The 12,236-nt window shown below is 61.8% G+C and carries 12 protein-coding genes and 1 pseudogene; 8 read left to right on the forward strand and 5 right to left on the reverse strand.

The genetic code is table 11. The annotated features are described in order from the left end of the window. Nucleotides 1-53 precede the first annotated feature (53 nt). A complete protein-coding gene (locus tag ACZ3GY_RS04290) occupies nucleotides 54-1,493 on the reverse strand; it encodes an HD domain-containing phosphohydrolase (protein WP_465909049.1) in 1,440 nt (479 codons plus the stop codon). Between the two features lie 89 nt (nucleotides 1,494-1,582). Here ACZ3GY_RS04290 and ACZ3GY_RS04295 point away from each other — a divergent pair, with 89 nt between their 5' ends. Beyond that, on the forward strand, nucleotides 1,583-2,356 hold the full coding sequence (locus ACZ3GY_RS04295; protein WP_465909050.1) for an alpha/beta hydrolase: 774 nt from the start codon (nucleotides 1,583-1,585) through the stop codon (nucleotides 2,354-2,356). Nucleotides 2,357-2,694: 338 nt separating this feature from the next. Next, entirely contained in the window at nucleotides 2,695-3,024 is a 330-nt protein-coding gene (locus tag ACZ3GY_RS04300; protein ID WP_465909051.1) for a hypothetical protein, read from the forward strand. Nucleotides 3,025-3,138: 114 nt separating this feature from the next. Here ACZ3GY_RS04300 and ACZ3GY_RS04305 read toward each other — a convergent pair whose 3' ends face one another. Both ACZ3GY_RS04305 and soxR read right to left on the reverse strand, forming a co-directional pair. Continuing rightward, a complete protein-coding gene (locus ACZ3GY_RS04305; protein ID WP_465909052.1) occupies nucleotides 3,139-3,567 on the reverse strand; it encodes a RidA family protein in 429 nt (142 codons plus the stop codon). A 110-nt stretch (nucleotides 3,568-3,677) separates the two neighbouring features. Continuing rightward, nucleotides 3,678-4,139 (reverse strand): redox-sensitive transcriptional activator SoxR, encoded by a 462-nt coding sequence (gene soxR / locus ACZ3GY_RS04310; protein WP_465909053.1) that lies wholly within the window; start codon nucleotides 4,137-4,139, stop codon nucleotides 3,678-3,680. Nucleotides 4,140-4,343: 204 nt separating this feature from the next. Here soxR and ACZ3GY_RS04315 point away from each other — a divergent pair, with 204 nt between their 5' ends. The 4 genes and pseudogenes from ACZ3GY_RS04315 (at nucleotide 4,344) to ACZ3GY_RS04330 (ending at nucleotide 7,502) form a co-directional block, all read left to right on the forward strand. Further along, nucleotides 4,344-4,850 (forward strand): hypothetical protein, encoded by a 507-nt coding sequence (locus ACZ3GY_RS04315; RefSeq protein ID WP_465909054.1) that lies wholly within the window; start codon nucleotides 4,344-4,346, stop codon nucleotides 4,848-4,850. A gap of 234 nt (nucleotides 4,851-5,084) precedes the next feature. After that, the gene (locus ACZ3GY_RS04320) at nucleotides 5,085-5,636 is read left to right on the forward strand and encodes a DUF4124 domain-containing protein (RefSeq protein WP_465909056.1); all 552 of its coding nucleotides are present in this window, start codon (nucleotides 5,085-5,087) and stop codon (nucleotides 5,634-5,636) included. Nucleotides 5,637-6,458: 822 nt separating this feature from the next. Next, nucleotides 6,459-6,584 (forward strand): annotated as a pseudogene (locus ACZ3GY_RS04325) (hypothetical protein); the annotation flags it as partial. A gap of 213 nt (nucleotides 6,585-6,797) precedes the next feature. Continuing rightward, entirely contained in the window at nucleotides 6,798-7,502 is a 705-nt protein-coding gene (locus ACZ3GY_RS04330; RefSeq protein WP_442964002.1) for a methyl-accepting chemotaxis protein, read from the forward strand. 48 nt (nucleotides 7,503-7,550) lie between these two features. Here the strand turns inward: ACZ3GY_RS04330 and ACZ3GY_RS04335 are convergent, their stop codons facing one another. Together ACZ3GY_RS04335 and ACZ3GY_RS04340 are read right to left on the reverse strand one after the other, a co-directional pair. After that, entirely contained in the window at nucleotides 7,551-8,177 is a 627-nt protein-coding gene (locus ACZ3GY_RS04335) for a LysE family translocator (protein ID WP_465909057.1), read from the reverse strand. 229 nt (nucleotides 8,178-8,406) lie between these two features. Continuing rightward, nucleotides 8,407-9,930 carry a fumarate hydratase gene (locus tag ACZ3GY_RS04340; protein WP_463564071.1) on the reverse strand — a complete coding sequence of 508 codons (1,524 nt, stop codon included), beginning with the start codon at nucleotides 9,928-9,930 and terminating at the stop codon, nucleotides 8,407-8,409. A 223-nt stretch (nucleotides 9,931-10,153) separates the two neighbouring features. On the opposite strand from ACZ3GY_RS04340, the gene ACZ3GY_RS04345 reads away from it, so the two are divergent. Then, complete coding sequence (locus tag ACZ3GY_RS04345; protein WP_465909058.1) at nucleotides 10,154-11,281, forward strand: GGDEF domain-containing protein; 1,128 nt, start codon at nucleotides 10,154-10,156, stop codon at nucleotides 11,279-11,281. Beyond that, nucleotides 11,274-12,212: an iron-sulfur-binding ferredoxin reductase gene (locus tag ACZ3GY_RS04350; RefSeq protein WP_465909059.1), complete on the forward strand. Its 939-nt coding sequence runs from the start codon at nucleotides 11,274-11,276 to the stop codon at nucleotides 12,210-12,212. The genes ACZ3GY_RS04345 and ACZ3GY_RS04350 overlap by 8 nt, the downstream gene beginning before the upstream one ends. Nucleotides 12,213-12,236: the final 24 nt, after the last annotated feature.

A 12,236-nucleotide genomic window follows, 5' to 3' on the forward strand; every position in this document is an offset into this window, starting at 1 on the left:
TTCCTACTTGAGTTTCCCTGTGGGAGCGAGCTGGACGCCGCCCATGTCGGGAATCAGGAGATCAGACCCAGGGTCAGCCCCTTCAGGGTAGCCGCCGCTCGGGTGGAGCAGCCCAGCTTGCGAAAAATGCTTTCCATGTGGGTGCCCACGGTGCTGGGGCTGATTTCCAGACGGCGCGCCACTTCCTTGTTGCTGGCGCCACGGCTGATCTCCAGGAGGATGTGGCATTCACGTGCGGTGAGCAGCATACTTTTCGGCTGAGGCAGCCGCCGTTCGCCCCGTGCAGCGGCGATCACCGCGTCGCAGATTTCTCCGTCGAACAACCCACGGCTGGCATCCTGCTTGAGCAGCCTGGCCGCTTCCGATTCGCTGTAAGCCGGTCGCCAGGGGCGGGCACCCCTCAGCGCCACCCAGGCGACAGTGGTGGCGAGCAATCGATAAGCAGGGCATTGGGCGTCGGCCGCTGCACCGCGAAAGTAGCCGCTGCCGTCGAGCCGCTCGTAAGCATGGGCAGCGATCTCGCCGGGCACGGCCAGCTCGCTGATCTGCCTGGAGGCCTTGTGCGTCCAGTAGGGTACGAGGTGGATGCGCTCCGCTGCGCCGTAGGGCAGCGGCCCTGCGGTATTCCAGAGATGGTTGGAAACCGCAGCTCGGCCGAGACCATGAATCAGCGCGGCCTTGCCGATGTCCATCAACTCGGGCTCAGGCAGCCCCCACAAGCGCGCGGCTTCCACGGCGACATGTGCGACTTGCCTCGAGTGCCCCGCTAGCCAGGGGAGCTTCAGGTCGATCACGTCCCCCACCAGGGTCAACGACACTGCGCCTACTGACTCCCTGTCGAGCAGCGTGTCGGGTGTGGTGTCCAGATCGCTCAACCACTCCCTGGCATGTCGTACGAGCAGGGCGGCGAGGGGCGCGGGGTAGCGTCGATCGGACTGCTCGCTGATCCAGCGCAACGCCGCGTCCAGGCCGTGGGCTCGGCTGAGAATGTCCAGGTCCCCGGCAAGCACGACTTGGTAAGCCACTTCCGGGATGTGTTCGTGGGTGAGGCCCAGGGGGCGGCCAGTTCCGTCGTAGGTTTCGAATACCCGGCACACTCCCGACTCGACCGCCGCGCCGAGCTCGAGTGTCTTGGCAATTTCGCCGGACACCTCGCAGTGCACGACGGCGAGTGGAGTTGCCTGGTGCACCGCGCTCATCTGCTCGGCGCCCAGGGTCAGGTCGAGCATCGCGCGGCGGCCGTCCACATCGTCTCCCAGCAGGTGGGCGAAGCCATCGGCATTGGCTGTGCAGCCGGACCAGCGCAGCAAGGCGACCTGCTGGGCTACCGCGAGGTGGTTGCCCTCGCCGTGCATGGCTTGTGCCAGCATCTGCGCCAGCCTGGCGACGCGCAAGGAGTGCCCGAGGGGCTGTCCCATACTGAGGTCGCCAACCTGGGAGATAGCTCCCAGTGCGGCGTTTAACGAGACGTCGAAGCGCAACGCACTAACCATGAAAAAAGCCTCTGGGTCGGGTAAATGACCGATACCGGCCAAGCGAGCCTGCCAGCAGAATTTGTACTCCAAACACAGGAGTTCACCCCATGAAAACATTCAAGTCGCAACTCGTGACCGCCGCCTTCGCTCTGGCCAGCACCCTCGTCGCGAATGTGAGCCAAGCCGCCGATGCCACGCCTTCCGTTGTCATCGTACACGGCGCCTTCGCCGACGGCTCTGACTGGGCCAAGGTCGTGCCGCTCATTCAGGCCGAAGGGGTGCGCGTTACGGTAGTACAGAACCCGCTCACCTCGCTGGCCGACGATGTTGCCGCGACAAAAAGAACGCTGGATAACCAGTCGGGTGAGGTTGTGTTGGTCGGACACTCCTGGGGCGGCACCGTGATCAGTGAGGCTGGCAGCAGTGAAAAAGTCAGGGCTCTGGTGTATGTCGCTGCCTTCGCACCGGATGTCGGGCAGGCCAGCGGTGAGCAAGGCAAGGGCGCACCTACGCCTCCTGGCATCAGCCAGATCAAGGCAGACGGCAACGGTTTCCTCTACCTGACGCCAGAGGGCATGGCCAAGGATTTCGCCCAGGATCTGCCGGCTGAACAGACCGCCGTCATGACCGCCACGCAAGGCCCGATCAAGGCATCCGCCTTCGATGACCGTACGACGGTCGCCGCCTGGAAGAGCAAGCCGTCCTGGTACGTTCTCGCCACCCAAGACCGCATGATCCACCCCGATGTACAGCGCTCATCCGCCAAGCGTATCGGCGCCTCTCTGACCGAGCTGCGCACCAGTCACGTCCCCCAGCAGTCGCAGCCTGGCGAAGTGGCCGAGGTGATTCTCAAGGCGGTACGCAGTATCGGCGAGCAGTGATCGCCGATCACCGAAACGCTCCTGGAATTCACTCTTTGCATCGATATCGAAGGGACGCATGAGTCATCTGCATGATTCGGCAGTACGATTTCATTGTGTATGGAGCAGGTACGGCGGGCTGCGTAGTCGCAGCCCGCCTGGCCGACCCGCAAACCGTTGGCAGGGGACTGGTAGGTGGATCGAGTATCACGGCTATGTCTAGGCACGAGGGCACCTGAAAGTAGGGCCGCAGAGTTCGCTTCGGTCGAGTTGTGCAGGGTGTCGGGCAACAATGCGGGCGTGGATGCTGACGTTCCAGGCTGCAGAAAAAGGGCGACATGAAACTCAGGTTCAAGCAAATGGCATTCGTCCTGCTGGCACCACTGTCGAGCCTGATCGTGGTAGCTGCCACGGCGATGTATTGGGCAACGCCGACCATGATCGTGCGCAATGACTCAAGCGCTACCGTTTGGGTTACGGCGCAATGGCGTGACCAGCAGCGAGAGCTGGGGCCTATACAGCCAACCGGCAAGCGCAGCTTCAAGATCGCTGGCGAGTCTTCCATAAGGTTTATCGTGACGTATGCGGATGGTTCTCAGAGGGTGAGCCCGGATGCCTATTTCACAACGACCATGACGGTATCGGCTGTCGTAAGCGACCAGTCGGTGTGGGTCTCAAGCAACTTTTGAGCGACAGGGTATGCGGGAATGGGCGACTCATTTAGCCGCTGAGAACGTCCGCTACCGAATGTGGCGGACGCTTCGAGCATGGGCATGGTGCGGCTCTCCTGCCCCTACGTGTAGCTACCCGGCCGCTGGTAGCGCTGCAATTGCCTCGATCTCTACCAGCATGCCGTCCAGTGCCAGGCGAGGGACCGGAATCAGGGTACCGGTCGGCATGTGCGATCCCCATGCCCGTTTGGCTTCCGCGGCCCATTCGGCCAGTCGCGACTCGGAGTGATCGACTACCAGAATGGTGAGTTTGTATACGTCATTGAGCGTCGCTCCGGCAGCCGCCAGGCCAATCTCGATATTCGCTATCGTCTGACGCACTTGGTCGGAAAAGCCTGGCGCAAGGTTACCGTCGCTGTCCTGGCCGCCCTGACCAGCGAGGTGCACGATGTGCGCGCCCAGGGTGACCTGAGCGATGTGCGAATAGGCATTTACCGATGGATCGTAAAGACCGGCAGGGTTGGACAAGGTGAAGGCGGGCGAAGCATTTTCAGGGGGCATGGGCGTTCTCCGGTTGAATGAAGCCCTATCTTCAAACCTCAACTTAAGCTGAGGTCAAGCCCCTGATTTTCCGTGGCATCGTTTTATGTCGCTGGCTTCAGCCTTGGTGATCAAGGACGTTCGAGAATGCCGGCCCCCGGGCCTTGGTCGCCAAAGGTGTCGGCCGGATTGCGCAATGGACAGTCTTGCAGCGATAAGCATCCACAGCCGATGCATCCATCCAACTCATCCCGCAGGCGGGTCAGTGTCTTGATGCGCTCGTCCAGGTTGTCTCTCCATTGAGAGGAAATGTCACGCCATTGTCCTGCGCCGAGTTTGCTGTCGGACGGATAGGCATCCAGTGCCTGCTTGATTTCCCTGAGCGGAATGCCTGCGCGTTGCGCCACTTTTATAACGGCGACATAGCGCAGCACGTGAGCTGGAAACTGACGCTGATTTCCGCTGTTTCGAATACTGGCGATCAATCCCTTCTTTTCATAGAAGTGCACCGCTGAAACGGCAACCCCAGCACGCCGCGCGACCTCGCCGACCGAAAGCATGCGCGAGGCGCCTACTGCCGTAGCCTTGCTCATGAATCATCCCCACGTACTAACCACCAGCCCCGGACTGTAGCAGTGGCCCTGCGGGCTGACCACGGCTTGAGCGCTTGGCTGATCTTGAAACCTCACCAGGATTTAACCGAAACGTCGCGTATCGATGCGGTCGGTTGAAGGGCAGGCCGCTCACTCGACGTGGTGGGTTTACCTGCCAGGCCCACGACGGTAGTGATGGGGGACATGATGTTTCAGAATCGCCACGGTTTCACCTTGCAGGGTCGAAACATCATGGTCTGCATGGCGCTGCTTTCTGCACTGGCCGGTTGCTCGGCGGAGGATGAAACGCCTCAGGCCCAGGACGCTCCTTCAGCGGCATCTACAGAGCGCGCGGCCTCTGCCAGGCTGGCGCCTTTGACCGAGACGGACATCACCGAGGCCAAGCTGCCGGGTGAACTGGTTTGTACCTTCTCGGCAAAAGGTCATGCCTACCTCTATGTAGCCGGCGACGTCGCCAGCAGGGGCGATGCCCAGGGCGTGGTGAAGCTTGCTGATAGCGTGGTGGCAGTTCAGACCCCGGGGGGCTTCGACGGGATGCTGCAAGGCGCCACATTCAAGGGTGATCAATTGGCGATCGAGATCAAACTGACTGGTGCTGCGTTGGGCGGTGGCGAGTCGCCTCACCATGCCGCTACAGCGACATACCTGCTCAAGGACAACCCGAGCCGACCCCTTGAGGGACGCTGGTAGTGTGGGCCTTGAACCCGACGGCTTGGTCGTGACAAAACTGTGTTGAGCACCCGGTAAGGTCGCTAGAAGCCCTAGCATCATCGGCTGATGAGTGCGGATCACTGGGGTTCCAGTGCGCTGTTGCACACCCTCATCAGTTCATAGGGCTTTTCTCGTTCTGTCTCTTGGCAAACCCACCACCCAGCTCTAGATTGCTTGCTGCGCAGCTCGCGCATGTAGAAGGATTTATCGATCATGCTCGGTCGCACGACGCTACCGCTGTTCCTGCTGTGCAGCATCCTCTCCACTGCCGCGCTGAGTCAGGTCTACACCTGGGTGGATGAGAGCGGGCAGAAGCATTTCGGCAGTCAGCCACCTGCCTCTCAGCAGCAGGCCGAGCCAGTGAATATCAATCAAGGATACGTAGGGGATGGCCGAGCGGCCGCTCCTGTATCGCCTGCCCAGAAGGCCTCCATTGGCGCGGCTCCAGGCAAGCTCTCGAAGCGGGAAATGTGCAAGAGCGCCATGCGCTGGACGGCTATCGATATCGAGAACCTCAAGGAAATGGCCGAGGAGCGTAAGGAGGCTGGACGAATCACTGCGGCCGAGTATGCGGAAGGTCAGAAGAACTTCGTTGGCATTGAGGAACGGATCACCCTGCAGAATTGCGTGACCAGCTCTGGTGAGGATCAGCAGCGCTATGAATGCCTCTCTCAGGGGGCCGGTGTGATGGTCTGCTCAGGCCTGGCGGCCGCTGCTATGGAGGAGGGCATCGAGAAGGCCAAAAAGCGAATGAAGACGCCCTAGCCAGAGCCTATCGCTCGTTCATTCTCCGACATTTTGCCGCTGCCGTTTGCCAGCGTGCCGGGCTACCATTACCGAGGTTCGTTAGCGCGTATTCGAGTGGCCACGCATGCCGCGCGTCGTTGTTTTCTGTCAGTTCTTGTTGATGGGGGCATGCATGCCTGACAGTCGGCTATCACGCTGCAATATATCCGTAACACAGCCTTCATAAAATCATCGCACTTCCCCCTCCCGTTCGAGTTTTCCATGAGCCTTGGTCGTTCGCTGCGTGCCCAATTGGTGTTGCTGATTGGCGGTGGTCTGGTGTTGATGTTGTTGATTGCGCTGGCGGGTTTCGCGCTGTTGTCGCGCCAGCTCGATGGCTATCAGGCGCTGCTCAGCGGCCCGCAGGAAGAGGCGCGGCAGGTGGATGCGGCCAACCTGGCATTCAAGATCCAGGTGCAGGAGTGGAAGAACGTGTTGCTGCGCGGTGCTGATCAGGCGCAGCGCAACCGTTACTGGCAGCAGTTTCAGGAGGAAGAGGGGCGCGTGCAGGCGCAGATCGGCCACTTGATCGAAACGGCAGGCAGCGCCGAGCTGCGTCAACGTCTGAGCGAATTGCGCCGCGCACATGCCGAGATGGGCGAGGCCTATCGCCGTGGTTATGAGGCCTTTGCCGCGGCCGGGTTTTCTGCCCAGGCCGGCGACACGGCAGTGAAGGGCATCGACCGAGCCACCACCGAGCAGCTGTCGTTACTGGTCAACGAACTGCACGAGCGCAGCCAGGCGAGCGCCACGCAGTTGAGCGAGATCGCCCAGCGCAGCGTGCTGTTCGGCAGCCTGGCGATGCTTGGGCTGGGAATATTGCTGGCGCTTTTCAGTGCCTGGCTGGTCAACCGGCGCATCACCACGCCGCTGCTGCAGGCCACCGGCCAGCTCGATCTGCTCAGTCGTGGGCAGTTCGGCGAGCGGCTGAGCGAAGGTCGCGAGGACGAGGTAGGGCGCCTGGCCCAGGCCGCCAATCGTCTGCGCGAGTTCATGCAGGAGCTGTCGCAGCAGCTACGTCGTGGTACCAGCGAGCTCGATGCTGCCACCCACGACTTGAGCAGTGTGGCGGGACATATCGGCCACGGCATTCGTGAGCAGTTTTCGCGTACCGATCAGGTTGCCACCGCCATGCATGAGATGAGCGCAACGGCTGATGAGGTGGCACGGCATTCTGCTGCAGCGGCTCGTGCCGCGGATGAAGCCGATCAGGCTGCCCAGGAAGGCGAAGCAACCATGGCCAGCACCATCGCCACCATCGAGCAGATGCACAGCGAGATCACCCGTACTTCTGAGGTGATCACCCGCCTGGAAAGTGACAGCGAGCGCATCGGCAGCGTACTGGACGTGATCCGCGGCATAGCCGACCAGACCAACCTGCTGGCCCTCAACGCGGCCATCGAAGCCGCCCGCGCGGGCGATGCAGGCAGGGGCTTCGCGGTGGTGGCCGATGAGGTGCGCAACTTGTCGTTCCGCACCGCCAGCTCGATCAGCGAAATCCACCAGTTGATCGCCAACGTGCAAAGCGCCTCGAAGGAGGCGACAGCTGCCATCAACGCCGGTGCCCAGCAGAGCGCAGCAGGTCGTGCCCAGGTCGGCGTGGCTGGCGAACGTTTGCACAGCATCACCGAGGCGGTGGAAGCCATCCGCGACATGAACCGGCAGATCGCTACCGCTGCCGAGGAGCAGACCTCGGTCGCCGAGGACATTGCTCGCAACCTGGCGGAGATCGTGTCCATCGCCCAGAGCAACGAGGCCGACCTGCAGCGCAGCGAGTCGGCAAGCCGCGCCATGCAGGGCCTTTCTGGTGATCTGTCCACGCTGGCAGCGCGCTTGAAAGACTGACCGCAGACTTTCGCCGCATGCCCGTCATTGGGCGTGCGGTGAGAACCATCAGCCCATCAGCAACAGGCCCAGCATTCCCAGTGCCAGGGCGATCAATACCAATCCCGAGAGCCGTTCGAGCATTGGCAGCACGCGCTGGAAGCGCTGCAGCAGGCGCCCGTTGCCGATGGCCGTTGCCACGAGCAAGTCCCAGCCGAGCACCACGGCGAACATCCACACGCCGTAGAACAGCTTCCAGCCGACGCTGCCCTGCGAACTGCCGAGCATGCTCGCCAGGCTGACGTAAAACAGCGCGTTCTTGGGGTTGAGGATGCCCGACAGAAACCCCATGCCGGCGGCCTGCAGCCAAGTGAGCTGCCTGGCTGGCGCGGCCCCGTTCGCAGCCTGCAGTACGCTGCTGCCAGCGTGGCGAATAAACAGCACGCCGAGATAAAGCAGGTAAAGGCAGCCGACCAGCTGCAGCAGGATGAAGGGCACGCTGCCCGGCTGCAGAACCGACACTCCGGTAAACGCTGCGACGATGAACACCGCATTGGCCACGGCAATGCCCAGGCAGGCGCCACTGGCGACTCGCCAACCGGCGGACAGCGACGTGCGGGCCACCAGAAAGAAATCCGGGCCTGGAGAAAGCAGCGCCAGGAAGTGGGCGGCGGCAATGATCAGGAACTGCTGCATGGCGGGCATCGCTTCTCGAGAAAAGATGTCGGCAGTCTGTCGGGGCGCGGTGGGGGTGTATTGAAGGAAATCGTCAGGCGTGCATGAGCAGTGATTGGACGTTGCAGGGAAAGGCATCAGCCACGCCTCTCAAAACCCTAGAGTTACATGAGTAAAGCGCATTGTGGGCATCACTCAACGCAGAAGCCCGGCACTGGGCCGGGCTTCTTTTGTTCACCGCGGTGCAGCGTTACTGCACTTCAACCGCCAGGCTTTCAGCGATCTTCTTGTTCCAGATTGCTGGGCCCGTGATATGCACCGACTCGCCGCTGCTGTCGACCGCGACGGTGACTGGCATGTCCTTGACCTCGAACTCGTAGATCGCCTCCATGCCCATTTCGGCGAAAGCCAGTACCTTGGACTTCTTGATCGCCTGAGCCACCAGGTAGGCTGCGCCACCGACGGCCATCAGGTAAACGGCCTTGTGATCCTTGATCGCCTCGATGGCGGTCGGGCCGCGTTCGGATTTACCGATCATGCCCAGCAGACCGGTTTGTTCGAGGATCTGACGGGTGAACTTGTCCATCCGCGTAGCGGTGGTCGGGCCGGCAGGGCCAACCACTTCGTCGCCGATCGGGTCGACCGGGCCAACGTAATAGATGAAGCGGCCTTTCAGATCGACCGGCAGTTCTTCACCCTTGTTGAGCATCTCGACCATGCGCTTGTGCGCGGCGTCGCGACCGGTGAGCATTTTGCCGTTTAGCAGGATGGTTTCACCCGGCTTCCAGCTCTGCACGTCTTCCGGAGTCAGGGTGTCGAGGTCGACACGACGAGCCGACGGGCCGGCTTCCCAGACGATTTCCGGGTAGGCGGAAAGATCCGGTGCTTCCAGCTCCGCCGGGCCCGAACCGTCGAGCACGAAGTGGGCGTGGCGGGTCGCGGCGCAGTTGGGGATCATGCACACCGGCAAGGACGCGGCGTGGGTCGGGTAATCCATGATCTTGACGTCGAGCACGGTGGTCAGGCCGCCCAGGCCCTGGGCGCCGATGCCCAACTGGTTGACCTTCTCGAACAGCTCCAGGCGTATCTCTTCGATACGGTTGGCCGGGCCACGCTTTTTCAGCTCGTGGATGTCGATGGATTCCATCAACACTTCCTTGGCCATCACCGCTGCCTTCTCGGCGGTACCGCCGATGCCGATGCCCAGCATGCCCGGCGGGCACCAGCCGGCGCCCATGGTCGGAACGGTCTTGAGCACCCAGTCGACGATCGAGTCGGACGGGTTGAGCATGGCCATCTTCGATTTGTTCTCAGAGCCGCCGCCCTTGGCCGCCACGTCCACTTCCACGGTGTTGCCCGGGACGATGGAGTAGTGGATGACCGCCGGGGTGTTGTCCTTGGTGTTTTTACGCGCACCGGCCGGGTCGGCCAGGATCGAGGCGCGCAGGACGTTTTCCGGCAGGTTGTAGGCGCGGCGTACGCCCTCGTTGATCATGTCGTCGACGCTCATGGTGGCGCCGTTCCAGCTTACGTCCATGCCCACGCGCACGAACACGGTAACGATGCCGGTGTCCTGGCAGATCGGGCGGTGGCCGGTGGCGCACATGCGCGAGTTGATCAGGATCTGCGCCATGGAGTCGCGTGCAGCGGGAGACTCTTCGCGCAGGTAGGCCTCGTGCATGGCCTGGATGAAGTCGACGGGATGGTAATAGGAAATGAACTGCAGGGCGTCGGCGACGCTCTGGATCAGATCGTCTTGCTTGATCACGGTCATGCGGGGCGCTCCTTTATAGGGCAGGAACTTCATGGGGCACCGGAACATGGCCGGGGCCGTCTAAAAGGCGCGGCATTATACCGCGGGGTCGACGGGTGGGACACCCGTACAGTAGCGGCGCAGGTCGCTGATCGCCCGTCATATGGGGCATATAAACGCCTGCTAGGCATTTGCTCAAGGCGCGAGTAGAGTGGCGGCTAGTTGCCACTATGGGATGGAGCCCATGATCCCAAGCAGCCGTCGATTGACCCAACGTACGTTACAGAATCTGCTGATCAAGCGTTTCGGCATGGCTGTGGCTACCTATCTAATGATCGCTGCGCTGGCAGGGATTGCCTATTATCACGACCTCTTCAGTGTGCGTGGCGGCACGGTTGTAGGGCTGTTGGTGATTGCTGCTGCCAGTCAGTTGCTGTTCTTCGCATTGTTCATGTCGAGCCGCAATCTGCTGTTTCGCGATCCTAGCCTCACCGAGGCGCAGGTACTCGTCGCTCTGGGGTTGATCACCGCGATGGTTGCCATGCTCGACGAGGGGCGCGGCAGCCTGCTGCTGATCTATCCCATGTCGTTGCTGTTCGGCCTGTTCCAGCTGCCGCCGAGGGTGTTCTTTCGGTGTGCCGGTCTGGCGTTCTTAGGTTTCGTGCTCATCAATCTGTATGACGCCTACCAGATGCGTATGCGCGATCCTGGCCTGGCTACCTTGCAGGTTTGCGCGCTGGGGCTCGTGTTGTTGTGGCTGAGTCTGTTCGCCTCCTATATGCAGAGCATGCGCCAGCGTATGCGGCAGCGTCGTTTCGCGTTGCAGGCGCATCAGGAAACGCTACGCGGAATGATGCGTCAGTTGGAAGATCTGGTGGCTACCGATGAACTCACCGGGCTGTGCAATCGGCGACATTTTCTGCGTATGGCTGCTCTCGAGCTCGAAGGGTTATCGCCCAAGGGGCAGCACGGTCTGGCGCTGATCGACCTCGATCACTTCAAGGTCATCAACGACAGGCACGGCCATGCTGCAGGGGATCGCGTGCTGCAGGCTTTTGCAAAGGCGGCGACTGCTTGTCTGCGTGAGGGTGACATCATCGCCCGTTACGGCGGAGAGGAGTTCGTGCTGCTGGTTCCCAATACCGACACCGATGCCTTCATGTCTTGCTGCGAGCGGCTGCGGGTGGCGTTCAGTGAGGCTGAGCCTATCGGTGTTAAAGTGCAGAACCTCAGTTTGTCAGTGGGAATGACCCTGGTGTCCATGCAAGACGATCTTGACGAAGCCCTGCACCGCGCCGACCAGGCGCTGTATCACGCCAAGCGTACCGGGCGTAATCGCTGCGCCTCGACCTGGGAACAGGCGGATGCCTGAACTGTTGGTCGGTGAGCGACGCGTCACCGTCGATCCTGAAAATAACCTGCTCGATTCGCTGCTGGGTGCCGGTATTGCGGTGCCCTACAGTTGCCGCGCGGGCAGTTGCCAGGCGTGCCTGGTGCGCTGCCTGGTGGGCGAACCGCTGGATGCGAAGCCTGGTGCTCTCGATCAGGCGCGTCGGGAGCAGGGGTGGCGACTGGCGTGTCAGTGCCGGGTGATCGATGATCTGCAGATACAGATATTCGACCCCAGAAGCGATGGCATCCCTGCGCAGATCCAGGCGTGCGACTGGTTGAGCGATCATGTATTGCGCTTGCGCCTGCTACCGCAGCAGGCCGTGCGTTATCGCGCGGGCCAGCATCTGTTGCTATGGACGGCTACTGGTATCGCCCGGCCATATTCGTTTGCCAGCCTGCCACAGGAAGACAGCTTTCTCGAGTTTCACGTGGATTGCCGCCAGCCTGGCGCGTTCAGCGATGCAGCCCGGCAGTTCAGGGTGGGAGAACTCATACGCCTTGGCGCCTTGAGTGGCGGTGCATTGCACTACGATCCAGACTGGCAGACCCGGCCGCTCTGGCTGCTGGGTGCTGGAACCGGCCTCGCACCGCTGTACGCCATTCTGCGCGAGGCATTGCGCCAATCCCATCAGGGGCCGATCCGGGTTATGCATGTGGCGCGTTCGACTACCGAGCACTACCTGGCTGATCCGTTGCTCGAACTGGTCGAGCTCCATCCTCATATACAGCTCGACCTGATCGAGGCGGTAGCGCTGCCCGCTGCTCTGGCGGCGCTGCGTCCCGGCTCACGACAGACCATCGCGTTGGCTTGCGGCGGGCCAGACACCGTGGAGGCCATCGCCCGACGCCTCTATCTCGCCGGCCTGCCGCGCAGCCAGCTGTTCTCTGACCTGTTCCTGCCTCACGCCTGAGCTGCTTCGCTGCGTCCGCCAGAA

This window comes from Pseudomonas sp. PME37.24/006 (genome assembly GCF_055556635.1).

What these genes read in the sequence shown, in the direction of transcription:
- ACZ3GY_RS04290 (WP_465909049.1), bottom strand. Translation starts at nt 1,493, where the DNA reads ATGGTTAGTGCGTTGCGCTTCGACGTCTCGTTAAACGCCGCACTGGGA.
- soxR (WP_465909053.1), bottom strand. Translation starts at nt 4,139, where the DNA reads ATGAGCAAGGCTACGGCAGTAGGCGCCTCGCGCATGCTTTCGGTCGGC.
- ACZ3GY_RS04320 (WP_465909056.1), top strand. Translation starts at nt 5,085, where the DNA reads ATGCTCGGTCGCACGACGCTACCGCTGTTCCTGCTGTGCAGCATCCTC.
- ACZ3GY_RS04345 (WP_465909058.1), top strand. Translation starts at nt 10,154, where the DNA reads ATGATCCCAAGCAGCCGTCGATTGACCCAACGTACGTTACAGAATCTG.
- ACZ3GY_RS04340 (WP_463564071.1), bottom strand. Translation starts at nt 9,930, where the DNA reads ATGACCGTGATCAAGCAAGACGATCTGATCCAGAGCGTCGCCGACGCC.
- ACZ3GY_RS04305 (WP_465909052.1), bottom strand. Translation starts at nt 3,567, where the DNA reads ATGCCCCCTGAAAATGCTTCGCCCGCCTTCACCTTGTCCAACCCTGCC.
- ACZ3GY_RS04295 (WP_465909050.1), top strand. Translation starts at nt 1,583, where the DNA reads ATGAAAACATTCAAGTCGCAACTCGTGACCGCCGCCTTCGCTCTGGCC.
- ACZ3GY_RS04335 (WP_465909057.1), bottom strand. Translation starts at nt 8,177, where the DNA reads ATGCAGCAGTTCCTGATCATTGCCGCCGCCCACTTCCTGGCGCTGCTT.
- ACZ3GY_RS04330 (WP_442964002.1), top strand. Translation starts at nt 6,798, where the DNA reads ATGAGCGCAACGGCTGATGAGGTGGCACGGCATTCTGCTGCAGCGGCT.
- ACZ3GY_RS04350 (WP_465909059.1), top strand. Translation starts at nt 11,274, where the DNA reads ATGCCTGAACTGTTGGTCGGTGAGCGACGCGTCACCGTCGATCCTGAA.
- ACZ3GY_RS04315 (WP_465909054.1), top strand. Translation starts at nt 4,344, where the DNA reads ATGATGTTTCAGAATCGCCACGGTTTCACCTTGCAGGGTCGAAACATC.
- ACZ3GY_RS04300 (WP_465909051.1), top strand. Translation starts at nt 2,695, where the DNA reads ATGGCATTCGTCCTGCTGGCACCACTGTCGAGCCTGATCGTGGTAGCT.